Consider the following 25,528-nt stretch of genomic DNA (forward strand, 5'->3'; position numbering starts at 1 on the left):
GGCGTGTCTTCAGCGTTGTGGCTGGGCGCGGCCATCGGTGTGCTCGGTTTGGCGGTGATGCTCAGTTTCGGTCTCGGTAAAGCGCCGATTGCCGAGGCGCTGCAACGCTGATTTCAGGCTTTGAGAATGTTGTCCTTGAAGTAGTCGATCAACACTCGCAACCTCGGTGCCGTCTGCTTCGACGCAGGCCAGAGCATCCACAGGTTGCCGGTGTGGTCGGTGTAGTCCTCCAGCACCACCTTCAGCCTGCCGTCGGCCAACGGCTGACGGATTGAAAAATCCGGCAGGCAGGCAATCCCCACCCCATCAATCGCCAGGTACGTCAGCGGGTCCATCGTGGTGCAGGTCAATGCCCGCGCCAGGTTCGGCTCGATGTGCGTATCGCCGACGCGCAGTGGCCAACGCTCGATCATCCCGGTGGCCGGAAATTTGTGCAGCAGGCACACGTGGCGGATCAAGTCGTCCGGGTGCACCGGGTCGCCATGGCGCTCCAGATACGCTGGCGACGCCACCAACTGCAATTGATAACCCCCCAACTTGCGCGCCATCAGCCGCGAATCCTGCGGCGCGCCCGTGCGGATCACCGCGTCGAACCCTTCCTCGATCACGTCCACCATGCGGTCGGACATGTCCACGTCCAGCTCGATGTCCGGGTAGGCACGCATGAACCCGGCCAGCACCGGCATGATCAACACGTTCTGGATCGGCACGCTGATGCGCACCTTGCCGCGCGGGGTGGCGGACAACTCCAGCAACTCCATTTCCGCCGCTTCCACTTCACTGAGGATGCGTTTGCAACGGTCCAGAAACAGTTCGCCTTCGGTGGTCAGGGTGACGCTGCGGGTGCTGCGATGAAACAGCCGCACGCCCAGGCGCTCCTCCATGCGCGCCACGCTTTTGCCGACGGCGGAGGAGGAAATCTCCAGCAGGCGACCGGCTTCGGTAAAGCTGCGGGTTTCGGCCACATGAATGAAGGCCGTGATGCCGCTGAGGCTGTCCATCATTTGAGGTGTGCTCGGTGCTGGGAGAGGGTCAAGGCAGAGTAGAGGCGGGCGGGGGAATTGGGAAGGGAAGTCTCGGGAACGGAGGTGCGGCTAATCGCGTTCAGGCTCACTCCTGCATTTGATCTACGGTGAACACTCATTTTGTGTCCGACGGAGATCAAATGTGGGAGCGAGCCTGCTCGCGATGGCGGTCTTACATTCCGCGCAAAGTTCAGGCGCTTTGTTGGTAGAACGGATAGTCAGTAAACCCAACCTCAGTACCACCGTAGAACGTGTCGCGGTCGTAAGCATTCAACGGTCGATCATGGCGAATACGTTCCGGCAAGTCCGGGTTGGCGATGAAGTCGCGACCGAATGCCACGAGGTCGGCATCACCCGCTTGCAGAATCTGCTCGGCCGATGCAGCGGTGAAGCCACCGGCGGCGATGATAAGGCCGTCGTAGTGCTTGCGAATCAACTGCGAAGCGACCGGGTTCTGGTCCTTGCTCTCATCGATCGAGTTACCCAGCACCCGTGGTTCGATCAGGTGCAGGTAGGCCAGTTTCAGCGTGGCTAATTGTTCGGCGACGTAGACGAACAGCGCTTCAGGATCGCTGTCTTTCATGTCGCCGAAGTTGCCGCTTGGGCCCAGGCGGACCGCAACGCGCTCGCTGCCCCACACCGAAATCACGGCACGGGTGATGTCCATCAGGAAACGCGAGCGCTTGGCGATGGTGCCGCCGTAGGCGTCAGTGCGACGGTTGCTGCCGTCCTGCAGGAACTGGTCAATCAGGTAGCCGTTGGCGCCATGGACTTCCACGCCGTCAAAACCGGCTTCCAGCCCGCGTTGTGCAGCGCTGCGGAAATCTTCGACCAGTGCCACCACTTCCGCTTCAGTCAGTGCGCGGTGGGGTGTGCTGGCAACCCAGCCGCTGGCGGTGTAGGCGACGCCATCGTATTCGACGGCCGACGGGGCGACCGGTTGCGCGCCATCAGGCTGCATGTCGCTGTGGGACTGGCGACCGGCATGGAACAGTTGCAGGAAGATCTTGCCGCCCTTGGCGTGAACCGCTTCGGTGATGACTTTCCAGCCAGGGATCTGTGCGTTGTTATACAGGCCGGGCGAACCGAGGTAGCCGTTGCCGGTGGTCGAGACCACGGTGGCTTCGGAAATGATCAAGCCGCCGTCAGTGGCCCGTTGCGAGTAGTACTCGGCCATCAAGGCGCCGGGCAGGTCGCCGGGCTCGGAACGCATGCGGGTCAATGGCGCCATGACGACGCGGTGGGTGAGGCTGTGTTGACCGATGTTGATCGGGGAAAGCAGGGTTGGGTGATTCATGGTGACCTCCAGTAAGTGTCTGGGCGCCACCTTAGGGCAGTGGTGAAAGCAGAAAAACAGGCCAACGATCCGCACTCTCTGGACGAATCGGTCCGTAATCGACAGGCGCCCGGTCCGCAATGAGCAGACCGGGCGCCCTCGATAACGCTTTAGTGCGCGGCTATCGGTGCGGTGACCGACTTGCCGAACGCTGAGGTGACCGTGATGGTCGGGCTCAGGCCAGTTTCACATTCATCGTGATCCGCGCCGTAAACACCTTCTTGCCTTCGGCGTCATGAATATCCACCGGGACGATCTTGTCGCCTTCGGTCTGCCAGTCCACCGCTTCACCGTCGGCCACTGCCGTCACGTCGCTCTTGGCCTTGGCCAGATACTCCACAGTCATGCCTTTTGGAATCCAGCGCGCACCCGAGGGGATCGACACGTCAGTCATTGTCCCCGCGGCCAGTTCGGCGGCGTTGCACATCGCAATCGCATGCACGCTGCCCAGGTGGTTGGTGATCTCCCGCTTGAACGGCACCTGGACCGCGGCATACCCCGGGCGCAATTCCGAGATCAGCGGGTTGATGGTGCTGAAGTAGGGCGCCACCTGACAGGCCATTTTGCTGAACGCTTCCGGACCTGCGCTGTTAAACATGCTGAGAAACTGACTCATGTTGAAGCCTCACTGACAGTTGGTTTTACAGAACGATGTTCCGTAACAGAATAATGTTCTGTGACGGAACAGTATTCTGTCGCGGTGAAATCTGTCAACCTAACGGTGCTTACTCATGGGCAGTGCTCTGCCTTGTCATGGATTTACTCGGCCTGTGTCCCGCATGGAAACTCCAGATTTACTCGAACGCTGCTACCCCGGCAGAAGAGCCGAACTCAAGCGCGATATCTTCAGAAAGGCCCTGGCCCTGTTTAACGACCTGGGGGTCGAAGCCACGACCATCGAAATGATCCGCGCCGAGTGCGACACCAGCGTCGGCGCGATCTACCACCATTTCGGCAACAAGGAAGGCTTGGTGGCGGCGCTGTTTTTCACCGCGCTGGACGATCAGGCCCAGCTTCGCGACCGCTACCTGGCCGAAGCGCAGACGACCGAGGAGGGCGTGCATGCGCTGGTGCATAGCTACGTCGACTGGGTCGACAGCCAGCCTGAATGGGCGCGGTTCCAGTACCACGCACGGTTCGCCATCACCAAAGGCCCGTTCAAGGACGAGCTCGCGAGCCGCAACAAAACCCGTAATCACACACTCGGCGAATGGCTGGCAGCGCCCGGCCGGCGCGATGAATTGCGCGCGGTGCCGGGTGAACTGTTGCTGTCACTGATCATCGGCCAGGCCGACAGTTACTGCCGCGCGTGGTTGTCGGGGAGAGTGAAGGGCAGTCCCAAGGCCTACCGCGAACTGCTGGCGCAAGCCGCGTGGCGCTCAATCTGTGACAATAGCCTGGCCGATGCCCAGTAAGTCTTTTCCCGGAGTCAGAATTTCAATGCCCCAACTCACCCACTTCGCAGCCCCGTGCCCGGAGCACATCAACAGCCAGATCCTGCAACTGGTCGTCGATAACCTGACCGACATCAGCATGGTCGGCATCGGCCCGAGCAACCCGCTGTACAACGTCTACCAATACACGGTCGGCTTCGAAGTGCACCTGTACCTGGAAGCGCTCGACGGGTCCAAGGGGATTGCGGTCGAGTTGATCGTCGCCAGCGACGACGAAGACCCGACGAAGGTCATCGGCTTTTTGCTGTACCTGCCGATCAAGGACGATCCGCAGGCGTGTGGCGTGGCCTACATGGCGGTCGACGTCGGCCATCGTCGCCAAGGTGTCGCGCGCGCCATGCTGCAAGACATGATCAAGCGTTACCCGCACGCCGAATTGACCTGCGCCGTGGCCAAGGTGCCGTGGTTCGAATCGATGGGTTTTCAGGTGCTGGGCGTGCGCGCTACGCAAGTGCTGATGAACACTCGCGACCACAGCAGCGAAGGCTTGATGGGGTTGCTGGATGTGACGTCGATCTACAGTTCGCTGGAAGTTCGGCAGATCCATCACTACTTGCTGCAGAAGCACGGCAAGCGCGCAATGATCGATGCCGAGAAGCAGCGCGACCGGCATCTGGACCAAATGACCCGCAACGCCAAGGTGTTTGTGCTGAATCGTTTGGGCCAGAACGCGGCGAACGAGCCTCGTCTGGACTAGACTCACAAGTCCTTTCGGGAGCGCACGGTCGCCGAGCCGTGATATTCTGCGCGCCAACTTGGTTTGACCTAATCAGTTTGCCCGTCTCGCAGACGCGCAAACAGGATCAATGTCGCTCAAGCAGCTGAAGCCAATAATGATAAAAAGTCAGTTCAGTAGGGACATATAACTGAGGTCGATGGAGACACATCGGCCTTGTGTGCCCACCCTCCAATCCTCATGCATGAACACCCACGACATCCTGCCTGTATGCCGTGAATCAGGGGTTTTTGACGTGAAGATGGAAGGGCGGATGGCGTTTTATCATAGGTGCTACAGATGTTTAAAAAAATGAACACGGCCCTGCTGGGGCTGGCTTTGTCGATGGGGATCACGTCCGTTCAAGCGGAAGAGGCAAAGAAAGTCGATGTGTTGCTGATTGGCGGCGGCATCATGAGCGCAACGTTGGGTGTGTGGCTCAATGAGCTGGAACCCGGCACCTCGATGGAAATGATCGAGCGTCTCGACGGCGTTGCCCTCGAAAGCTCCAACGGCTGGAACAACGCCGGGACCGGTCACTCCGCCCTGGCCGAGTTGAACTACACCCCGGAAGACGACAAAGGCAACGTACAGATCCCGAAAGCCGTTGAAATCAACGAAGCGTTCCAGATCTCCCGTCAGTTCTGGTCCTGGCAAGTTCAGCAAGGCGTGCTGAAAAACCCGCATTCGTTCATCAACTCCACGCCGCACATGAGCTTTGTGTGGGGCGATGACAACATCAAATTCCTGAAGAAGCGCTACGAAGCCCTGCAAGCGAGCCCGCTGTTCGCCGGCATGCAGTACTCCGAAGACCCGGCTGTGATCAAGAAGTGGGTTCCGCTGATGATGGAAGGGCGCGACCCGAACCAGAAAATCGCGGCCACCTGGACCCCGATCGGCACCGACGTGAACTTCGGCGAGATCACCCGCCAGTTCGTCGCGCACCTGCAAACCACGCCAAAGTTCGACTTGAAGTTGTCTAGCGAAGTGCAAGACATCACCAAGAACGAAGACGGCACCTGGCGCGTCAGCTACAAAAACCTGAAAGACGGCACCAAATCCGAAACCGACGCCAAGTTCGTGTTCATCGGCGCTGGTGGCGGTGCACTGCACCTGCTGCAGAAGTCCGGCATTCCCGAAGCCCAGGAATACGCAGGCTTCCCGGTCGGCGGCTCGTTCCTCGTGACCGAAAACCCGACCATCGCCGAACAACACCTGGCCAAGGCCTACGGCAAAGCCTCCGTCGGCGCACCGCCAATGTCGGTGCCGCACCTGGACACCCGTGTCCTGGACGGCAAGCGCGTCATCCTGTTTGGCCCATTCGCGACCTTCAGCACCAAGTTCCTGAAAGAAGGCTCGTACCTGGACCTGCTGACCACCACGACCACGCACAACGTGTGGCCAATGACCAAGGTCGGCATCAAGGAATACCCACTGGTTGAGTACCTTGCAGGCCAACTGATGCTGTCTGACGAAGACCGCATGAACGCCCTGAAAGAATACTTCCCGAACGCCAAAGCCGAAGACTGGCGCCTGTGGCAAGCCGGCCAGCGCGTGCAAATCATCAAACGTGATGAAGCCGCTGGTGGCGTGCTGAAGCTGGGTACCGAAATTGTGTCCTCTGCCGACGGCTCGATTGCCGGCCTGCTGGGCGCATCGCCGGGTGCATCGACGGCTGCGCCGATCATGCTGACCGTGCTGCAGAAAGTGTTCAAAGACAAAGTGGCTTCGCCGGCCTGGCAGGAGAAGCTGCACCAGATCGTGCCGAGCTACGGCACTCAGTTGAACGGCAGTCCTGAGAAGGTTGCGCAGGAGTGGGCTTACACTTCCAAGGTGTTGGAACTGACTCCGCCACCGGTGATCCCGCAGTTGGCGGCTCCGGTTGCTGCTCCTGGTGACGCGCCAAAAGCTCCGAAGGCTAATGCTGCTAGTGATATGGCTTTGTAAGTAGAGGCCTTGTCAAAAGCCCACTGAACCGGAGACGGTCAGTGGGCTTTTTTGTGGAGGGTGGTTTTGTGTAAAGGATAGATTCAGATTGTTTGACGGAGCGGCTTTCAGCCAGAAGCAGCCGGTGGACGGAGCGATAGCAAACGAGTAGCTATGCTTGCTCAACTGCCGGAACTGATTGAGCTTTCCGTCCATGGGGTATAAACCCCTTCAGCAGACACCCGACTGTCACAATGCCCGGCCTAGTCGAGGCTAGACGACAGAAAAAGGAATGTTATCCACCAAGCCTGTGAAGGTGTTATCACGCCACTTGGGGGCAATTTAGCGTTAGGCCCAAAGAGGAGTTCGTCATGACCGTAGTCGATAGCCTCAGGTATTTGCGCGTCGTTCTGGTTTTGGCGGGCCTCGCGTGCCTTGCTCTCTACCCACTTATGTTGTTCTGGCCGTCCGGCTGGGCCTGGCACGTCGGTCACTCGGACTACCCGATGATGATCGTTGGCATCTACGCCACACTTGGCGTGTTCCTGATCCTGGCCGCACGTGATCCATTAGCCAATCTGAGCCTAATCTGGTTCACCGTGTGGTCTAGCGCCGTACACGGAGGAATCATGGCCGTCCAGGCGTTCACCCAGCCGGAGCAAATGGGGCACTTGGCAGGTGACGTGCCGGCGCTCTTCATCGTGGCGGCTGCGTTGGCTATCTTGACGCACCGCTCACAATAAAGGGATGAAGAGGGCGGTCGTGCGTAATGCTCAATTGGCTCCCGGCAGGCATGGCTCATGACTGCGGAAAGTTTGAACCGGTATCTACCATAGCTTCAAAATCGGAAGGCTGTTGGTGTTGGCCGTTTGCTGCCTGTCACTAGTCCTTAAAATAACCTGGTTATTTCATTCAAGATCCGATCCTGCGTTTCAACACTGGGTCTATGACGATAAGCCACTGCTAAAAATGCAACGCCTTCGTAGTCGCAGCGGATCGAAAAAGTCATCCCTTGACGAAACCCAAAAACGGACCTGTCTCCGGCATCAACAAAATATCTCGCTTTTGTAAGCGCTGATTGAGCGTGCTTCAGGCATTCAGCTTGACTAAGCGAGTGTTGTATCCAGCTGGTAGTGACACGTACAGAAGACGTCTCGCTATCATCGATCGGTGGTCGAGCAATGGCTTTGGCAGGTGTATTGATATTGTCGTTACTGGAACAAGCGGTCAGCCCCATTGAGATAACAGTCAGCAAAAAGCCAAAACGAAGTCTCGAATGTTTAAGTGAGTGTCGCATCGCGGGGCGTTCCTCTGACGATGTGCAATGAATAAAAAATGCCTTGTGATGCCATGCTGCTCGTCTCTGGCGTAGAAACAGACGTTGTTAGCATAGCAGTGGAAAAGTGGCTTTCTGGCAGCCGATCTGCAAGGTCAGCTATTGGCCGGTTGCTGTCTGTCACGAAGGGCAGCAACCGGCCCAAAGCGGAAGTCACGTCTAGGTCACGGTATTCGACGGTGCGGATCGGCAAGGAAGGTATTTGCTAAATCGGTGCGCCTCGACCCTTTAAAGCGGCCGGTTAAGCACAAGTAAACGTGCTGCCAGAGCTGTCATTACCGCAGCGAAACCATAAGCACCAAGGCGTTTAGATATTATTCCTTTGCTGAGGCGCCCATGCAGCCGTCCAGCGCAGAACCCGAGTAGGGAATGGAAGATCAATGCGATCAGCGCAAGCAATAAACCCAGGAACATCAATTGCGAGGTGACGTTGCTGGCACCTACGGTGACGAACTGCGGCAGGAATACCATGAAGAACAACAGCGCCTTGGGGTTTAACAGGCTGTTAAGCGTGGCGCGGGCCACGATCTTCCGAAGCGAAGTTTGTGTAGCTAGAACATCAGTGTCCGTAGGAGGAATCTTCAATGCCTGCCAGGCCAGCCACATCAGATAACAAGCGCCCGCCCACCGTAGCAAATCAAACGCCGGCGCCCAACTCATCACCAGCGCACCGAGACCTGCACTAACCATGACGCTCATCAGCACATCGGCCAGGGTTATTCCCAGTGCTGCGGCGAGGCCGGCGCGCCAGCCGTGGGCAACTGCATGGCTACTGACGATAGCCATGTTAGGGCCAGGCACGATCAGCAACATCAAGGCGGCAGCAATGAACAGGTAGAGGTTAGTGGTGTCCGGCATAGAGCAATACCTCCTTGGGTGAGGAGTGATGCTAACCGGTAGTAGTTAGGCAGAAGCAGGTACAGTGGGGATGGATTTGGCCGCAACAGTATGGTGTAGAGAGGCCCAATCCGTTCGAAGCATGGTGAACCAGGTGATCGCAATCTTTGGTCGCAAGGAGGAGATCGGCAAGTGACCACAGTATTGGCGCAATTGCTAAACGCCAACGTTGAATCGCAATTGTGCAGTGTCTGGTTGGCTAGCGTCACCGATGAGTGAAATGCTGCTGTATGAAGTCGTGATCTACTTCGACCAGTCGAGGGTATCTGCTTTCGTCAAGCGTTTCGCGAAGTCGCCTAGAGTAGCTTGCCTGGTCAAATGCAACTTGGCAGCTGGCGTTGTCAAAGAATGACCTGAGATGGACGAGTGCCTGATCAAATGCGGGGCTTTCAATTCGCAGAAACAGACCTGTCAAATCTTGTTGGTCCGTGAGCTCTCGATACAAGTCGATTGCGAAAATACTGCCTCCGTTATTTTGAGCATGATACACATGCACGTCGCCGTAGCCGTTGTAAAGGTGGGCGAAATACAACTCGTGGAGTTCGAGAATGTTGACGGGGATTTCAAGGGTGGTAAAAACCGCCTGCAGGTCGGCGCTGGGAGTCTTCTGGTCACCTTCCCAGGTTACTAAATCTGACATCGATACGCAGATGTCGAACTCTTTGGCATAGATTTTTTTTTGGACATTCTCATTTCATCGCTGAGTGTTGGAATTTTTAAGGTTTCGGGACGGTGTAGGCGCTTTCATACTCACCCCACAGTGCTCCGGCTATGCCGCAGTATTGTGGGGTTGCTCTCTCAGGCCAGTTGAATCAAGGGGGCGCAACAATGCGCCGTCTACCGCGAACACTTGCAATCCGTTGCGCTCGCAATCCCATTGATGACCTGTCTGGCGGAACAAGGATTCGACCGGGTCGGCCTGGTGACGCTGACGTGATCGACGTCCAATCAGCGCCGGGACGACGCGATCACGCATGTTCCGCTGCCAACATTGACCTGAATTGGGAAATGCTCTCTGAAGATAGCCCGGCACTTTCAAACACTGCGCAGGTGAAGCTAACGGGGGCGGTGCCTGGAGCAGTAATGATGCGATCCGCCATCACCGCTATTAAGCTGCTTCGGTAAAGCGTGCAGCCTTCATAACTGACGGCATTCTGTAAGAAGTCAGCGCTGTTCGAGGTATGAGGAACCGTATCTAGAAGCCCGGCCCTCGCAAGTGCCAGCGTTCCTCCACAGATACCGGCAAGGGTTGCTCCACTTGAACGGCTGGCATGAAGAAAGTCTCGAATATCCGGCGCTTCTGCACTTTCCCAGACCATTCCTCCAATAACGACGACAACGTCCGGTTTCCAGTCCAGACATTGATGCAAGCTGCTGTCGACCGTCACAGCCAATCCACCTTGCGAACGAAACTCCCCCGTAGCAGGAGCGAAAAACCTAACGTCGATCCCGTAAAAAGGGGAGGCCGTACCCGCAATGAAAGCGTATTCCCAGTCCGCAAAACCGGGTGTCAGTATCAAACCCACGCGTGCCATCAGTCAGAATCCTCCATGAATACCCGTAACATATGACGAGAACAAACAGCCATCAAGGGCTGCTTCGGGTCGAAAGCGGTGAGTCCTGATCGGCAGCTTTCGACCCATTGCGGCCAGTCGTGCAGTCGCGACCTCTGCTGCCTTAAAGGTAGAATATGTAGCATTTGAAAATCTAACACTGTTGTATAGAAATTATCAGCCAAGCTTCAATGTGAGCGTTTAAAAACCGCTTTTTTCCTATTTTCTGAGGGCTTATTGAGCACCCATCGGTTTATACTGGTTACACTTCTCCTAAAACCACCCTATGTTTCTCCGGAATGTTTAAATGACCGTAATTGCACGATTCTCCCCATTGAATCAACGGCTGTTTGTCGGAGATATTGCTGAATCAAGCTTATCTGACAAAGTCATTCCTTGGCCTACTCTAGGGTGCTCATCTACAGTTTTTCCCGAAGGCTCGGGGTTCACCCTTGTTGGCTACACGCAAAAAATCTCGATCATCAACGAGTCTTTAATCATCTGTTGGGCAGGAACTAAAATTTATGCACGCTTTGCCGAAAATGAACTGAGGGAAGCCCTTAAAAAAGAGAACGACTTCCCCACTTTAAAGGCTGCTCTATACAAAATTGCCAACGAAGTCGGGGATAATATAGAACTTATCGGGTGTTATTTAGAACACTCTAATGGGCGCACCAAACTTCACGACTTTCAATATGACACAACATTGCGATATGAAGAGCAATCTGGTTGCTGGACTGCGGCGGGCACGGGCGCAGAAATATTTTTTGAGCAGTTGCGAAGTCAAAGCGCTCAGCCAGAGTCTATCAATCCTGTCCATCCAGTTGACAAAGCTTTCACAGTTACGAGCGCTATGCTTTACGAAGAGCACACCAGTAAAAGCCCGCTTTACAGGTACACTGGTGGTGCCTATGAGATCGCATATTTAGTACAAGGAAAGTTCAGAAAACTCGATCACCATGCCGCCGCTTTTTGGAGTGTTGAGATTGGCGAAGACGGATTGCCCGACGCTCCACTACTTCATTCAGTAAATTTGTATTACTACCATGAAGATATATTCGCCATAACAGCAATCAGCGAGACTCGCCCTACCAAGGATGGGGCGATTATAGAACAATTCAGTCACTTTCTTGCCGCTCCTTTGGAACGTGAGGTTACCAAAGCGGAGCTCGATAATTTTCGCCCGACATACTCGCCGCAGCATTTCAATCACATTATAGAAATCCACTACCCAGGTGTGGCTCTAAGAAAGCTAAGAGTGACTGAGTATTCGCAAGCTTCCGCGATACAGTTTATTGACGATAGCGGCTTAGTCAGCATAAAGGTGGATAGTAAGCTGATCGTTGATCAAGTCATCATATTCGAGCAACGACGAAAAGCTCATCAATCTTGTTAAGCGACAAAAAGCTTGGTTTCGACGAAACGTTTGAAATCGCCTAAGGTGAACTGGTTGGGTCCGTTAACTACCCTTTGAGTTCGCCTGTACTAGGAGGTGTGATGATTTACAGCTTGGCGGGTAGTAACTCACCTGTGGTAGTTCCTGAAAATAAAAATACCAAGTTGCCGCTGATGAAAATAGGCAACTATCGGCCAAAAGCGGACTGTGCAGAGCATCACCAATGACAGCCGTCAATTGATGCGTAGTCTAAACAAGACTAACCAACTCGACTTTTTTAATTCTTTGAGCCGAGTGAACAGTATCGAACTCGCGATCGCTCGTTTGCGGTGTGATGCCGTCAACAACTTCAATGCCAAGAAGATTCCTCAGCGGTATTAGTGATTGAGGAAATGTGGATTCCAATACAAGGATCGCTCTCGCGATTTGAGGGCGTGCTTCAGCGAGCAGCACTGCGTCCATAACAGCTCTGTATTTAACGCATTGGAATAGCCCCCTTACAATGTCAGATTCCGCAGAGACTGCAGATTTGACCTCCGCAGCTACCCAAACCGCTTTGCTATTGAACGAGACGTCAAGGCTGTCACCGGATGGTAACCGGTATTCGGTCACTCCCACTGGGATGTTAGAGCTGAGTCCGATGACGCGCGGGTTACATGCAACATAGTCTTTGAGCGCCTTATGGTCCTCGCTCTCTCCAGCGCCGTAGCCCTCACTGGCTTTTTTTAAGACAGGTGAAAAGTCGCACGCTACTGGCTCAAGCGAAAGCGCTTCAAGAACTTCGTCCCATCGAGTAAAGGAAAAGACGTGCGCAAGTTCTGCCTCAACAATGACACGCTTCTGGCGAAGCGGAAGTCCTGAAAAGTCCTCTTTTTTCACGAGAAACCAACCAATGCCCTCTCCTGGTAGGCCGGTGTTCTTGTTGATCACGAGACACTGAAGAGGTGGAACCTTGGCCTTCCATATCTTTGAGAGACGTTCTAACGATTGGCCAATGCTCCCAAGAACATAATTAAGGTTGCGCGGATTAGGCATCCCCAGTTCTTCGGCAAGATCGGAATAAAAAACTGGGACACCCGCCTTCGCTTGACGAACAAGCAGAGGAAGCGCTGCGCGGGCACGTATTTGATAGGCCTTATCACCCGAAATTGGCTCAGAAATCTTCGCGGTACTCATTTCTCTCCTTGAATATATAACTGGTTGGACGTCATGTCTCGGAAGACAGTTATGAGCGTATACAATTATTCGGGATCGAGAGTGGCCTATGGCTATCATTCGCAGCAAGGTCCGCATTGGGTCGACAGTCGTCTTCACGTGACTGACAGCTTTTGGCCGACTTCTGCCTGTCGAGACCGGTTGAATCCAGAACCCATTGCAGACGTTCGAGACAGGCTGCTGCTGGTCGATAGATTGATTCAGCTGTCGCCTAGCAGCATGATGTGAGTGGCATGGACATTCTCTGTTCGCAGGAAACCACAGTGCAGGTAAAACGCGTCTCCTTCGGACGTATCAGTGGAAAGACGCACGCTCTGAAAGCGAAGAGTGGCATGTGCGACCAGCTCTTTTACTAGCGTTTGACCCACGTGTTGCCCCCTTGAAGAAGCCGCGACGTAAACCCGTCGCAGCCTTGCCGTATTAGTCTCGCCATATGGATCAACCGAAAGGCCTCCGATGCCTATCAATTGTTGGTTGACATAAGCCGCTATAAGACATTCTCCGGGTGCATCGAAGCGATTCGCTCCGGAGCGCCATTCGGCAATCAGTCGAGTGAGAAACCTGAAACCCTCTCCAACAGCCTCTTTTTCCAAGGCCAGAATCTGTGGCGGCAGGTGCGTGATCTGATGAATCTCGACTTTTTTCATGCATCGTCCTTGAATCGGGGGTGAAACCGTTTTGTCTGGTCGAGGATCTTCGTGTGCACTCTATGAGATATGCAAGTGGCAGATATCGACCCTTTGCAGTCGTTTGAAAGGGTCTACTAGATCAGGGGCGATTCAGGATCTAGCATTCGATATAGTCAGCTAAACGCATTACGTCGCTCACATTTTCAAGCCTGACAGTAAACTCTCCGGCGTTAGTTTCTTTTGCACCGGGAATTCGACCAATGATTTCCTCACGCGAAAATTTTGGGAGCCGGAGGCATGGTTTCCTGAAATAGAACAACATCCATCTCTGGTTCGGAATGAATGCAAAATCCCAGTCGTTGCCACGCAAGAAACGAAAATCCTTGATGTGTCCGTGCGAGCCTGGAAAGCAGTCATAGCCTTTCAGCGTTGATGCCCATCCAACCATGTACAAGAACGCGTGTTTAGCTTCTGGAGTGCACAGGATCTCGTGGTATTGCCGGAAAAGCTCACTGTTCTCAGCTCCGCGCAGCATCTCGCAATCTCCCATTAGTTAGTGAAAGAGCACAAGTATGGTTTATGCACCCGGTTTCAGAAGCGCGGCCCGTCGGAACCATCCATCAGTTCCTTGCTACTGTCGGTCTGGGCCCGGCCCGGGCCTACTGGACTCATAGGAGTGACGCCGGTTTCTAGTCGCAGTAGACCGATAGGTAGATCCGATCAAGCCCACCCGGTACGGCACTAACAAGGTCGCGGGTGTCGCTACTCAAGGAGAATCACGCCCATTTCTGGAGGCGCATTGAATGACTGCTTCTGGCCGATAGCTGACTTCCACGAATGGCGGCTCTATTGCACAGGGGGACGACTATTTAGCAGGTGATTTCGAGGCCTCCACACGCAAACATTCCGGGGTACGGTATTCGAGGGTTGGCATCGGTGCCCGCAAATCTTTCCCATCGATCCGCTGCAAGCGACTCAACTGAGTGATGCACTTGTTATCATGCATGTTCAAGGTGACTTCGTATTCAGCGTTGGCTACTGGAATCAGACTAAGGTGCGTCATGCACAACCAGTTTTGGCCGCTGGTGGCGACATGGATATAACCCTCGATGCCCGGCTTGACCTTGATCTCCAGATAGCCTCGGGCTTTGGCCGGTGGCGGAATGATCATGCCCGCACGGCGCAAAGTATCAGGCACGTAAAGGTTGTTGAGCTCCCCTGTCGCTCCTTCGCAGCGCTGGTCGTCAAGATAGTAGAGACGGGCGTTTGGGGCATTGGCAACGAATCTAAGTTTGGCGGCGTCCGGCTCGGTGGCGTCGACGTAAGTGTTCTTGGCCGCACAACCCGCCAGCAAGCTGTAAAAAAGCGCAGCGATGACAATGGCGCCTGTGAAACGAAGCGTGAAAAACGGCATGAACTTCATCCTTGATATACGAAAGCTAGCGCGGGATGCTACTAAGCGGCATTGTTGCTGTCCATTTATGGAATCGCGCGTATGAATCGCCTCTAGTTTTGTTGATACCTCGAAGGGCCGATTTTGGCCGATCGCTGCCTGTCGCGAAGAGCAGCAACCGACCCGATATAGTCGGTCATGGGCCATACGAATAAGCACAAGTCAGATCTCGTACTCCGGTGTTAAATCGACCGCCTCTTGCGCTCTTGGAAAAGCAGCATCTCTGCTTCGGGCCCTTGATCGAGTGGAGTCAAGGGCCACCTATTGAGAATTATTCGAAGAATCTGTCTATGCCCATTAAATGGGGTCTTTAGACTGAATACTTCCCCGGATCGACGCGTGGTAAGCGTCGGCGATCGAAGAACTAAACGGTTCTGACGGCCAAAGGTTTGTGCCGACGATACAGAATCGTCGTCGCCGTGAACCCGCACACCGCCGCGAACATCAGCCAGTAGGCAGGTGATGCCTTATCGCCCGTGGCCTGGACAAGCAGCGTCGAGATTGCCGGGGTAAAACCGCCAAACACCGCGGTGGCCAAACTGAAGGCCAGTGAAAACCCGACGACCCGCACGTTCTGTGGCATGACTTCGGTCAGTGCCGCGACCATGGCGCCGTTATAAATGCCAAAGAAGAATGAGAAGTACAGCAGAACAGTAAGCAGTCGTTCGAAACTCGCCGCCTCTGCCAGCCAGTGCATGGCGGGATAGGCGGTGAAGATGCACAGCAACGATATCGCCAGCAACAGTGGCCGACGGCCAATGCGGTCGGAGAGGGCGCCGCCGATGGGCAGCCAGATAAAGTTGCTGATACCGACCAGCAGTGTGACCGCCAGGCTGTCGGTGGTGCTCAGGTTCAGTACTGTCCTGCCAAACGTCGGTGTGTAGACCGTTATCAGGTAGAACGTGGTAGTGGTCATAGACGCCAGCAAACCGCCCGCCAGTACGGTGCGCCAGTTGTCACGCATCGAGCGAAACACTTCGCGAGTGGTTGGACGATGGCTGCGAGCAGTGAAGGCAGCAGTTTCTTCCAGTGAACGACGAATAATGAAAATGAACGGGATGATCACGCAGCCAATGAAGAACGGAATACGCCATCCCCAATCGGCGATTTCAGCGGCTTGCATCGTGGCATTGATCGTGTAGCCCAACGCGGCCGCGACGACGATCGCCACCTGTTGGCTGGCCGATTGCCAACTGGTGTAGAAACCGGTGTGCCCGGGGGTGGAAATTTCCGCCAGGTACACGGAAACACCGCCCATTTCCGCGCCAGCGGAGAAGCCCTGTAGCAGCCTGCCCAATAACACCAGAATGGGTGCCGCCACGCCGATGGCGGCATAGCCCGGCACCAAGGCGATCAATACGGTACCGGCGGCCATGATCGACAGCGTCACGATCAGCCCCTTGCGACGACCCACCTTGTCGATGTACGCGCCCAGCACAATGGCACCTAACGGACGCATCAGGAATCCGGAGCCGAATACCGCGAAGGTCATCATCAGCGAGGCAAACTCGCTAGTGGCTGGAAAGAAGGTCCGGGAGATGTAGGTCGCGTAGAACCCGAACAGAAAGAAGTCGAACTGCTCGAGAAAGTTACCGCTGGTGACCCGCAATATGGCGCCCAATTTGGACCCCTTGGCTCGGGTTGTTGCCGTTGTCGTTTTCATCATGGCTACCGTTATGCTCACTATTGTTTTTGGAATGAGTGCTTTAACCGTCAGTCGCTGCCGGCGTTGATCGGGTTGGGTTGACGCTTCTCGATGGCGTGTTTGAGCAGCGCTGCGCTGCGGAATATTCCATGGGCGAATTTGCTGTAGGGCATGGTCAAGAAAAACGCCATGACCAGGCCGAGATGAATCGCCAACATCAAGCCCAGGGCGCTGGTTTCACGCAAAGCCAGTAGCGCCAGGCCGCTTGCGCTGACCAGAAACAGCAGCGCGATGAAGCCGCGATCCATGGGTTTTTGGTTCTCATCGCCGTGCGCAGGGTTGCGACGCAGGTTCAGCCAAAGCAGACCCGCCGGGCCGATCAGCAGGCCGATGCCACCGGCAATACCCAACATCACCGGCAAGCTGAAGATCGGATAAGGCGCCGACCACTTCAGCAGATAGTGAAAGAGCGTGGCGACACCGGTGGCGGCGAAGCACAGCATGAAGCCGTAGAAGGTGAGGTGGTGGAATCGGCGTCGCCACAAGGTGAATTGATCGTCGGCATTGTTGCAGCCTTCGCCATGGCCGCCGTCCAGGTATTTGAGCTTCGCGACGTTGGCCGTAGCCTCCAATGCCGCGGACGTTTTCAACGGCAGTGGCGCTGCGACCGGTGAAACGTTGCGCCAGAAGCGCCGTACACCCAGGGTCAGTGCCAGTACCGCAAAGCCGAACACTGAGCCGAACATCAGCGCCAGGGTGTTATGCGGGAAAATCTGGTAGAAATTGCCCCCGGGAATGGCCGTGAACAGATTGCCCATCAGCATCAGGGTCAGGCATAGAAACAAGGCCAGTCCCCCACCGGAAGCCAGTGCCAGGGTCAGGCCGTTGCGCTGATACAACCTGCCCATTACTTGCGGCCAGGCGTATTCGGCGTAGGTATCCAGGCGCACTTTGGCCATGGCTTTGGGTATGTTGACGTCGAATTCGTGTGGGGCGGCGTACTGACAGGCGTGCAGGCACGCGCCGCAGTTATGACACAAGTTCGCCAGGTAATGGATGTCGGCCTGAGTGAATTCCAGGCGCCGGGTCATCGCCGGAAATACCGCGCAAAAGCCTTCGCAATAACGGCAGCTATTGCAGATGGTCATCTGCCGCTGGACTTCACTTTCGTCGAGATTCAACACCGGGATCAACCCGCCCGACGCTTGGGGATCAAACAGTTGCATAGCGAGACTCCGTGTTTGCAGATGAAACGCCAAAGCCCACCGAAGCGGCCGCCTGTACACCGGCGATGCGGCCGAACGCGGTACCGATGGCCATGCCGATGCCGGCGGTGTAGCCCTTGCCCAGAACATTGCCGGCCATCATTTCTCCCGCGACGAACAGGTTGGGGCTCGCTTTGCCGTTGAAATGCACGGCAGCGGTTTCGTCGGTGGCGAGGCCGAGGTAGGTGAACGTGACACCCGGTTTAAGCGGGTAGGCGTAGAAAGGTGGTTTCACCAATGGCCGCGCCCAGTGGGTTTTGGCGGGCGTCAGTCCTTGGGTGTGGCAGTCGTCCAACGCCGTGTGATCGAACGTGCCAACGCGGCAGGCGTTGTTGTAGTCCTCGACAGTCTTGACGAATTTTTCTTCAGGCAGCTTCAACTGGCGGGCAAGGTCTTGCAAAGTATTGGCGGTGGTTCCGGGAAAGACCGGCGGCATGAAGCGGCCGATGGCTTGTTGATCGATGATCGAATACGCCTGCTGACCGGGTTGTCCGGCCACCAGACGCCCCCAGATCGCATAACGTTTTGGCCAGAAATCCTCACCTTCGTCGTAGAAGCGTTCGCCATCACGATTGACCACCACACCCAGCGATACGCAGTCGATTCGGGTGCAGATGCCGCCGTCGTAGAGTGGCGCGCGGGCATCAATCGCGACCATGTGTGCTTGCGTCGGATCGCCAATCACATCTGCGCCCAGGTCGAGCATGCGCCGTAGCAAAATGCCGGTGTTGAATCGGGTGCCCCGGATCAGGAAATTGTCCGATGGCCATTCACCGCGTTCGTTCTGACCCCAGGCTTCGCGCAGCCATTCACGGTTGGATTCGAAGCCACCGGCCGCCAACACGCAGGCCCGGGCTTCAATGCGTTCTGCGGCGAAACGCTGACCATCGACCTCATGTTCGCCCACATGGGCGGCGACGAATTTACCGTCGTCCAACTCGATGTCGGTCACTTGCGTGTTGTAGCGAACTTTTACACCCAGGCGCTCGGCGCTGCGGAAATAGGCATTGACCAGCGCTTTGCCGCCGCCCATAAAAAAAGCATTGGTCCGCGCCACGTGCAGCGCGCCGGACAGCGGTGGCTGAAAATGCACGCCGTGTGAACGCATCCAGTCGCGGCAAGAGGACGATGCCCGAATGGCAATGCGTGCAAGCTTTTCATCCGTGAGGCCACCGGTGACCTTCAGCAGGTCTTGCCAGTATTCTTCTTCCGGATAGGCATCGATCAGCACGTCCTGCGGTTCGTCGTGCATGCACCGCAGGTTACGGGTGTGTTGGGAGTTGCCACCGCGCCAGATTTTCGGAGAGGCTTCCAGCAGCATCACGCTGGCGCCCGCTTCTCGCGCCATCAGAGCGGCGCACAAGGCAGCGTTGCCACCCCCTATGATTAAGACATCGATCATTATCGCTCCTCGATTTGCAAGGAGGCGGGAACGAAGTGCTCCTTGCGAGTGGGGAGAACGATAGGGTGAGCAAGGAGTGGCCGAAAGGCTGTGTTTGACGCGGGGTGTTTAGTTTTTCTAAAGGCTTTGTCGTCAGAAGAGACTAATGGGGCCGGGATGAGGAAGGATCAAGCGTCTACACCTTCTATCCATGTAGCTCCAGGCCACTGTTTGTCGACCACCAGCTGTCGTGCCACATCGACGATGACCAGACGCGTTGCCAGCGCCGCCGGAGAAAGTTCGTCGTCAGCCAGCGTCGCCAGAAGATTACGCCGGCCCACATGGGGATCGGCAATCCTGATCACTGAAAGTCCGGACCCGTCTTTCAATGCAGCGGCCGCCCCCGGTTGTATCGTTGCCGCATGACCTGCCCGAACGGCGTTCATCAAAACAGCGAGACCGTCGACTTCCATAATGACGTTGGGTGTTAGCCCGACCCGCTCGAACGCGCTCATCAATGCCGAGCGCAATCCATGTTGCGCGCTGGGCATCACCAGCGGCAGGCCGCCGAGGTCTGCTAACTGCACGCTATCACCAGAAGGCGCTTGAGGCAGGCTGGGCGAGGCAATGACAAACAGCTTTTCATCCAGCAGCGGAGTCACGCTCCAGCGTTTACCCCCTTCGAGCTGGAACAGGATGGCCAGATCAATTTGCCGTGCGTTGAGCTGCGCCGCCAAGTGGCCGGAAAGCATTTCCACCAAATGCAGTTGTATGTCCGGATAACGCGCACGCATTGCGTTGATCAACGGCAACGCGAGCACCGTTGCCGTAGTCGGCGGTAAACCGACGCTGACATAACCGCTCATTCGCCCGCGATGGGCGGCCATGATTGCGTTTTCCGCCTGGCGTAGCGTCAATTGGGCATGGTGTAAAAACGCAAATCCGGCGCTAGTGGGCGTCACGCCGGTGGAGGTTCGATTCAGGAGGCGGGTGCACAGTTCGCTTTCCAGCTTGGAGATTTGCTGACTGAGGGCTGACACACCAACGTCCAGTTCAAGTGCCGCACGCCCCAGACTGCCAAGCTCGATAATTTTTACGAAATAGCGCAGTTGTCTCAATTCCAATGTGGCGGCTCCTCGCGAATTTGTTTTTCAAATACCTGAACGTTCGCCATACAAGTTGCGAAGCCCGAAGAGGCAGCATTCTCGCAGGTTTGGGCTGACCGTTGAGCGCGTGCGCGTTGTCGAGGATGGTAGCAGCTGACCCGAAGCTGTCTCGAGACTGTGGCCACCGACCCTGGATTTCATACCAGGGTGCCTTAGACGGCACTTCGATGGGTTGCTGCTTGTCGGTAAAGGTCGTGTCTAGCGGACCCAACGCTATAGATATCCAGTCTGCGTATTCACCCCGGCTTCGCGACCAGAACAGCGGCGAACCGCACTGGCGCCATATTGATGAATGCTTAGTGCTTGCTGATCGTTGCCAGCGCGTTTCGCACACTGTCTCCAACCCCACAGGAACCTACATTGTGGAATAATTTTTTACATTCATAGGATAAGCTGATCAATCTGTCTGATCCCGAGTGCGCACCATGGCCATAAACTTCGACCTCAACGACCTGCAAGCTTTTCGCGCCGTGGTCGAGCAGGGCAGTTTTCGCAAAGCCGCCGACACCGTGCGTATCTCTCAGCCTGCGCTGAGCCGGCGCATCGAAAAACTTGAGGACGCCCTCGGAGTACGATTGTTCGAACGCACTACACGCAAGGTCAGCTTGACTCAGGCCGGGCGCGGTTTCATGCCCAGCGTCGAGCGCTTGCTGGACGATCTGGACGTGGCGCTGCTGGGCATCAGCGAAGTCGCCTCGACCCGGCTTGGCCATGTCACGGTGGCCTGCGTGCCCTCGGCAGCGTATTACTTCATGCCGCGCGTGATCGCCCATTACCACCGGCAGTTCCCGAGGATCAAAGTAAAAGTGCTCGACTCCAGCGCCCACGACGTACTCAGCGCCGTCGTCAATGGCGAAGCCGATTTTGGTCTGAGCTTCATGGGTACGCTGGAGACTGAAGTCGAGTTCGAGCCATTGGTGCAGGAAGGTTATGTACTGGCCTGTCGGCGCGATCATCCGTTGGCGGGTCGAACCAGCGTGACCTGGGATGAGTTCTATCAGCAGGATTACATCTCGCTGGACAAGACCTCGGGCAATCGCTTTTTGCTGGATCAGGCGCTGACCGGCATCGTGCCGCAACGGCAGAGCATCTGTGAAACCCGGCATGTGACGACGATGATCGGCTTGGTTGAAGCGGGGTTGGGGGTCGCTGCGGTGCCGCTGATGGCGATGCCGGCAGCGGATCACCCGATTCTGACGCGGGTACCGCTGACCGACCCGCAGGTGATGCGCAGTGTCGGCCTGATCAAGCGCCGGGGTCGCACGTTGACCCCGGCTGCGTTGGAACTGGAACGGCTGGTGGTGGAAATGAAAGTTCAGGTCAGCGACTGACCGAATCCAGCCCGGTGGCCTTGACATCCGGTTGAGCGGCCGAGGACGCCAAGTACTCCAGCAACGCCTTGGCTTCAGCCGGGTGTTGCGCGCCTACGGGAATGCCGGCAGCAAAACGCGTTACCGATTGCACCGACTCTGGAATCTTTGCCACAAAACTTACGCCCGGCACGGGCAGCAATTCGCTGACCTGCTGGAAGCCCAGTTGGTAGTCGCCGGTGGCAACCACCGAACCCACGGGGATTTTCGGGATCATCTTCGATTTGGGTTTGAGTTGGTCTTCAATGCCCAGGCGCTTGAACAACTGATCCTCGATGTACACGCCGCTGGCGCTATCGGAATAGGCGACGGACTTCGCGTCGAGCAAGGTTTTCTTCAGTCCGTCAACGGAGCTGATGTCCGGCTTCGTCGCGCCCTCACGCACTACGAGCCCGATTCGGGAATCGGCCAGTTCAACCCGTGAAGCGGGATCAACTTTGCCTTGCTTGATCAGGTCATCGAGGGCGTAGCCGACCATGATCACTACGTCAGCCTTCTCGCCACGGGCCAAGCGATTGGGGATCGCTTCCGGCGCCTTGCCCATCGATGGGCCAAGGGCGGTGTCCAGCGTGTTGCCGGTGGACGCGGCGAATTTCGGCCCGAGAACTTTGTAGGCCGCGGTGAAACCGCCGGAGGTCATCACGCGGATCTCTTCTGCCTGGGCGACGGAGCTCAGGCCGAGGCTGGCCACCAGGCCGAGGGCGGCGAAATTAAATAGTTTGTTCATGGTCGTGTTCTCACAAAAGGGCAGGTTCAAGAAATCGCCGGTTGCAGGCGGCCGGTGGAGCGGCGGTAGAGATACAGCGTCGCGCACAAGGCACAGAGTGCGGCGAAACTCATCCAGTAACCGGGTGCGGCCTTGTCGCCGGTGTACTGGATCAGGAAGGTCGACATCGCCGGAGTGAAACCCCCGAACACTGCCGTGGCCAGGCTATACGCCAGTGAAAAGCCGGCAACACGGACTTCGACCGGCATGATTTCGGTGAGCGCCGCAATCATCGCGCCGTTGTACAAACCGTAAATGAACGACAACCACAGTAAGACCAACAGCATGTTGACGAAGCTTGGCGCGTTGACCAGATAAGTCAGCGCTGGATACGCCGTGGCGAGGGTTAACAGCGCCATGGCGATCAGCACTGGACGCCGACCGATGCGGTCAGACAATGCGCCGCCAATGGGTAACCAGAAGAAGTTCGAAACACCCACCAGCAAGGTCACCAATAACGCATCGGACGTACTCAGGTGCAGCACGGTTTTGCCGAAGGTTGGCGCGTACACGGTGATCAGGTAAAAAGCCGTGGTGGTGAGGGCGACCATCATCATCCCGGCGAACACGATGACCCAGTTCTGCGCGAGGGTGCGGAACACATCGCCCATACTCGGCCGATGTTTGCGCGCTTCGAACTCCTTTGTTTCTTCGAGGTTACGGCGCAGGAAAAAAATGAACGGCACGATCATGCAACCGACGAAAAACGGAATCCGCCAGCCCCAATCGGCAATCATTGCGGGCGCCATCCACTGATTCAACCCGTAACCCAAAGCCGCCGCGACGATAATTGCCACTTGCTGGCTGGCCGACTGCCAACTGGTGAAGAAACCTTTGTTGCCCGCCGTGGCGATCTCCGAGAGGTACACCGAGACGCCCCCCATTTCCGCACCGGCCGAGAAGCCTTGCAGCAAGCGACCGATCAGTACGATAGCGGGCGCAAATAACCCGATGGTTTCGTAACCGGGCACCAACACAATGAGAATCGTGCCGCTGGCCATAATCGACAGCGTCACGATCAACCCTTTGCGCCGACCCACATCGTCGATGTAAGCACCGAGTACCACCGCGCCCAACGGACGCATCAGGAAACCCGCGCCAAACACCGCGAAGGTCATCATCAAGGAGGCAAACTCACTACTGGCCGGGAAGAACACAGCCGCAATCTGCGTAGCGTAAAAACCGAAAAGGAAGAAATCGAACTGTTCGAGGAAGTTGCCCGAGGTAACCCGGAAAATGGCACTGGCGCGTGAACGCCCGGAAGGGTTTGATGTTGTCATTGACCTGTACTCCACCGCTTTTATGACGTGCGCTGCCTGGACGCGGCGCACGGTTCTTATTAGGGCGAATGGTGGAACAGGATGATCGATATGATAAGTGCATTGTTGGCATGCATTAATGCGTGAAACAGATCAATGCGAGCGAAGGAGAGGGTCGGTAAACGTAGAATCCGATCTCGTCGACGCGACTGCTAAACATGGGACTGGGGAAAAAGAGACAAGAGTAGGCTGGAGCTTACGAAGTCGTTTGCAAAATATCTATGGCCGATGTCGGTGCAAACGTCATCACCCTGCAGGTGACGGCCTCTAGCCGAAAAAAGACGTAGGCTGAGCGTTCGCTAATGGGCGAATTCTGCCGGTCGCGACCGGCAGTAAACGATCCAATGCAATCAGCCGAATCAGGACGTAGAGTTGCCGAAACATTACGTCTGCCGACGGATTTATCGCAGCCGTAACAGCGGCCATAAGGCAGGCATTAGAAGTAATACCCAATGTTGATATTGGTCCGGTAGTACCAGGTATTGCTGCCAACCGAACTGGTATTGGTAAAGCCCGTACCGTTTTCCGCGCCGCCATAGGGGTTGGCGTTTTTTGCCCAGGTCAGATCGACCCACGCCATGATCGGCATGGCCAGGAACTGTGCGCCGACAGTGTACATCTGCGAGTCGTCCCAACCGCTCTTGTCTTTCATCATGCGACTGTAGTCGTTGTAGAGCTTGATCTTCTTCAATTGCCCCAGTTTCGGCGTCGGGATGTCATAGCCGACGTTCAGCGAAGCAATGGTGGCCTTGGAGGCAATCAGATACGCGGGCGTCAGGCCGTTACCGCCCATCAGCACCGAGTCGTTGCTGACACCGGTAGGGTTTTTAGGGTCGTACTCGTAGCGAATGCCTTGGGTGGAGACGGTCCACGCGCCGGCGTTGAAGATGGCGTGGATACCGCCGGCCCAGTAATCGCCGTCGTCTTTGGTGGTGGCGTTGTAAAGCTGGGCGGTGGCCACCGACGCGCCGATTTCGGTTTTCCAGCCGTCATTAATAAAGGTCCGCGCGACCCGGGCGTTGATCTGGTTGTGTTTCTCGTTGTCCTGGCGCGACTGGGTGAAGGGGATCGCATTGTCCTTGAGGTCGGCGTAACGCCCGATTTCCGGCGAGTAGCGAATGTCGGAAGGCAACATGCGCGGGAAGTACCCCAGTTGCAGATCCCAGTCCTGATCCTTGTAGCTGTATTTCAGGCCTGTGCCGGCGCTGACGCCATAGCCCATGAAGAAGGGCAGGTGATAGCTCCAGCCAAATTGTGGATAGGGTTCCAGACCAAACGGTTTGAATGGAGCGCCCAGTTGCAGGTTTGAGTTGCTGTTCAGGCGGTAGCCGACGAAGCCCCGGTCGATGGAGCGTTTGCCGTCATCCTGAAACCAGTAGCCGACATCACTGTAGAGATTTTTGTAGGTCGCCTGTACGTCGACACGGAAGGTGTCGAAGAGAAAACGCCCGTTGTTTTCGGTGGTGTCCCAATGCTCGTCGCGGTAGTTGGTTCGCAGGGCACCACCGATGTCCAGACTGCTTTCGCCATCGTCGCTGCGCCAAGCGATATGCGGAAACGGCTTTTTACCGGTAGTCGATGTCACGGGCGCGGCGGGACCGGGTTCACCGGCGAAGCTCACGCAACTGCTCATCATCAGTCCCATACATATAAGGTAATGCTTCATGTTGACTCCGCTGCT

General features: G+C 56.2%; 24 protein-coding genes and 1 pseudogene. 6 read left to right on the forward strand and 19 right to left on the reverse strand.

The window, feature by feature from the left end:
- Positions 1-113 precede the first annotated feature (113 nt).
- The 3 genes from SB725_RS25175 to SB725_RS25185 all read right to left on the reverse strand — a co-directional run bounded on the left by SB725_RS25175 (position 114) and on the right by SB725_RS25185 (position 2,977).
- Positions 114-1,001, reverse strand: coding sequence for a LysR family transcriptional regulator (locus tag SB725_RS25175; RefSeq protein ID WP_027926072.1), 888 nt, complete (start codon positions 999-1,001; stop codon positions 114-116).
- A gap of 214 nt (positions 1,002-1,215) precedes the next feature.
- On the reverse strand, positions 1,216-2,322 hold the full coding sequence (locus SB725_RS25180) for an alkene reductase (RefSeq protein WP_410922738.1): 1,107 nt from the start codon (positions 2,320-2,322) through the stop codon (positions 1,216-1,218).
- A gap of 214 nt (positions 2,323-2,536) precedes the next feature.
- Positions 2,537-2,977: a hotdog fold domain-containing protein gene (locus SB725_RS25185; protein WP_027926074.1), complete on the reverse strand. Its 441-nt coding sequence runs from the start codon at positions 2,975-2,977 to the stop codon at positions 2,537-2,539.
- Between the two features lie 163 nt (positions 2,978-3,140).
- Here SB725_RS25185 and SB725_RS25190 point away from each other — a divergent pair, with 163 nt between their 5' ends.
- The 4 genes from SB725_RS25190 to SB725_RS25205 all read left to right on the forward strand — a co-directional run bounded on the left by SB725_RS25190 (position 3,141) and on the right by SB725_RS25205 (position 7,199).
- Complete coding sequence (locus SB725_RS25190) at positions 3,141-3,776, forward strand: TetR/AcrR family transcriptional regulator (RefSeq protein ID WP_027926075.1); 636 nt, start codon at positions 3,141-3,143, stop codon at positions 3,774-3,776.
- Positions 3,777-3,801: 25 nt separating this feature from the next.
- Positions 3,802-4,512 carry a GNAT family N-acetyltransferase gene (locus SB725_RS25195; protein ID WP_410922739.1) on the forward strand — a complete coding sequence of 237 codons (711 nt, stop codon included), beginning with the start codon at positions 3,802-3,804 and terminating at the stop codon, positions 4,510-4,512.
- Between the two features lie 318 nt (positions 4,513-4,830).
- Positions 4,831-6,477 (forward strand): malate dehydrogenase (quinone), encoded by a 1,647-nt coding sequence (gene mqo, locus SB725_RS25200; RefSeq protein ID WP_410922740.1) that lies wholly within the window; start codon positions 4,831-4,833, stop codon positions 6,475-6,477.
- 350 nt (positions 6,478-6,827) lie between these two features.
- The gene (locus SB725_RS25205; protein ID WP_410922741.1) at positions 6,828-7,199 is read left to right on the forward strand and encodes a DUF6632 domain-containing protein; all 372 of its coding nucleotides are present in this window, start codon (positions 6,828-6,830) and stop codon (positions 7,197-7,199) included.
- A 146-nt stretch (positions 7,200-7,345) separates the two neighbouring features.
- On the opposite strand, the gene SB725_RS25210 is transcribed toward SB725_RS25205, so the two are convergent.
- The 5 genes and pseudogenes from SB725_RS25210 to SB725_RS25230 form a co-directional block, all read right to left on the reverse strand.
- Positions 7,346-7,753, reverse strand: a complete 408-nt coding sequence (locus SB725_RS25210) for a hypothetical protein (protein WP_155953754.1) — start codon at positions 7,751-7,753, stop codon at positions 7,346-7,348.
- A gap of 267 nt (positions 7,754-8,020) precedes the next feature.
- Complete coding sequence (locus SB725_RS25215; RefSeq protein WP_194940242.1) at positions 8,021-8,650, reverse strand: LysE family translocator; 630 nt, start codon at positions 8,648-8,650, stop codon at positions 8,021-8,023.
- A 244-nt stretch (positions 8,651-8,894) separates the two neighbouring features.
- Entirely contained in the window at positions 8,895-9,329 is a 435-nt protein-coding gene (locus SB725_RS25220) for a hypothetical protein (RefSeq protein ID WP_410922742.1), read from the reverse strand.
- Between the two features lie 153 nt (positions 9,330-9,482).
- Positions 9,483-9,680: pseudogene (locus SB725_RS25225) on the reverse strand (IS4 family transposase); the annotation flags it as partial.
- Positions 9,658-10,224 carry a DJ-1/PfpI family protein gene (locus tag SB725_RS25230; RefSeq protein ID WP_410922743.1) on the reverse strand — a complete coding sequence of 189 codons (567 nt, stop codon included), beginning with the start codon at positions 10,222-10,224 and terminating at the stop codon, positions 9,658-9,660. The gene SB725_RS25230 and the pseudogene SB725_RS25225, both read right to left, overlap by 23 nt.
- 325 nt (positions 10,225-10,549) lie before the next feature.
- Here SB725_RS25230 and SB725_RS25235 point away from each other — a divergent pair, with 325 nt between their 5' ends.
- Positions 10,550-11,638 carry a hypothetical protein gene (locus SB725_RS25235; protein ID WP_410922744.1) on the forward strand — a complete coding sequence of 363 codons (1,089 nt, stop codon included), beginning with the start codon at positions 10,550-10,552 and terminating at the stop codon, positions 11,636-11,638.
- A gap of 249 nt (positions 11,639-11,887) precedes the next feature.
- Here SB725_RS25235 and SB725_RS25240 read toward each other — a convergent pair whose 3' ends face one another.
- The 8 genes from SB725_RS25240 to SB725_RS25275 all read right to left on the reverse strand — a co-directional run bounded on the left by SB725_RS25240 (position 11,888) and on the right by SB725_RS25275 (position 20,350).
- On the reverse strand, positions 11,888-12,814 hold the full coding sequence (locus SB725_RS25240; RefSeq protein WP_410922745.1) for a hypothetical protein: 927 nt from the start codon (positions 12,812-12,814) through the stop codon (positions 11,888-11,890).
- Between the two features lie 239 nt (positions 12,815-13,053).
- Complete coding sequence (locus tag SB725_RS25245) at positions 13,054-13,500, reverse strand: GNAT family N-acetyltransferase (RefSeq protein ID WP_410922746.1); 447 nt, start codon at positions 13,498-13,500, stop codon at positions 13,054-13,056.
- Between the two features lie 139 nt (positions 13,501-13,639).
- Complete coding sequence (locus SB725_RS25250; protein WP_410922747.1) at positions 13,640-14,017, reverse strand: hypothetical protein; 378 nt, start codon at positions 14,015-14,017, stop codon at positions 13,640-13,642.
- 330 nt (positions 14,018-14,347) lie between these two features.
- On the reverse strand, positions 14,348-14,896 hold the full coding sequence (locus SB725_RS25255; RefSeq protein WP_059182762.1) for a hypothetical protein: 549 nt from the start codon (positions 14,894-14,896) through the stop codon (positions 14,348-14,350).
- Between the two features lie 403 nt (positions 14,897-15,299).
- The gene (locus SB725_RS25260; protein ID WP_027923556.1) at positions 15,300-16,601 is read right to left on the reverse strand and encodes an MFS transporter; all 1,302 of its coding nucleotides are present in this window, start codon (positions 16,599-16,601) and stop codon (positions 15,300-15,302) included.
- A 47-nt stretch (positions 16,602-16,648) separates the two neighbouring features.
- Entirely contained in the window at positions 16,649-17,806 is a 1,158-nt protein-coding gene (gene tcuB / locus SB725_RS25265) for a tricarballylate utilization 4Fe-4S protein TcuB (RefSeq protein WP_059182764.1), read from the reverse strand.
- A complete protein-coding gene (tcuA, locus tag SB725_RS25270; protein ID WP_027923558.1) occupies positions 17,793-19,247 on the reverse strand; it encodes an FAD-dependent tricarballylate dehydrogenase TcuA in 1,455 nt (484 codons plus the stop codon). Before tcuA ends, tcuB begins: the two co-directional genes overlap by 14 nt.
- A 167-nt stretch (positions 19,248-19,414) precedes the next feature.
- Positions 19,415-20,350, reverse strand: coding sequence for a LysR substrate-binding domain-containing protein (locus tag SB725_RS25275; RefSeq protein ID WP_027923559.1), 936 nt, complete (start codon positions 20,348-20,350; stop codon positions 19,415-19,417).
- 467 nt (positions 20,351-20,817) lie between these two features.
- Between SB725_RS25275 and SB725_RS25280 the strand changes: the two genes are divergently transcribed.
- On the forward strand, positions 20,818-21,723 hold the full coding sequence (locus SB725_RS25280) for a LysR family transcriptional regulator (RefSeq protein WP_059182766.1): 906 nt from the start codon (positions 20,818-20,820) through the stop codon (positions 21,721-21,723).
- Here SB725_RS25280 and SB725_RS25285 read toward each other — a convergent pair.
- The 3 genes from SB725_RS25285 to SB725_RS25295 form a co-directional block, all read right to left on the reverse strand.
- Positions 21,713-22,489 carry a substrate-binding domain-containing protein gene (locus SB725_RS25285; protein ID WP_027923561.1) on the reverse strand — a complete coding sequence of 259 codons (777 nt, stop codon included), beginning with the start codon at positions 22,487-22,489 and terminating at the stop codon, positions 21,713-21,715. The two genes, SB725_RS25280 and SB725_RS25285, sit on opposite strands and share 11 nt — an antisense overlap.
- A 26-nt stretch (positions 22,490-22,515) precedes the next feature.
- A complete protein-coding gene (locus SB725_RS25290; RefSeq protein WP_410922748.1) occupies positions 22,516-23,808 on the reverse strand; it encodes an MFS transporter in 1,293 nt (430 codons plus the stop codon).
- Between the two features lie 475 nt (positions 23,809-24,283).
- Positions 24,284-25,513 carry a hypothetical protein gene (locus tag SB725_RS25295; protein ID WP_194940233.1) on the reverse strand — a complete coding sequence of 410 codons (1,230 nt, stop codon included), beginning with the start codon at positions 25,511-25,513 and terminating at the stop codon, positions 24,284-24,286.
- Between the last annotated feature and the right edge of the window lie 15 nt (positions 25,514-25,528).

The sequence above is a fragment of the Pseudomonas sp. SIMBA_041 genome (assembly GCF_046535095.1).
GTDB lineage: Bacteria > Pseudomonadota > Gammaproteobacteria > Pseudomonadales > Pseudomonadaceae > Aquipseudomonas > Aquipseudomonas mucoides.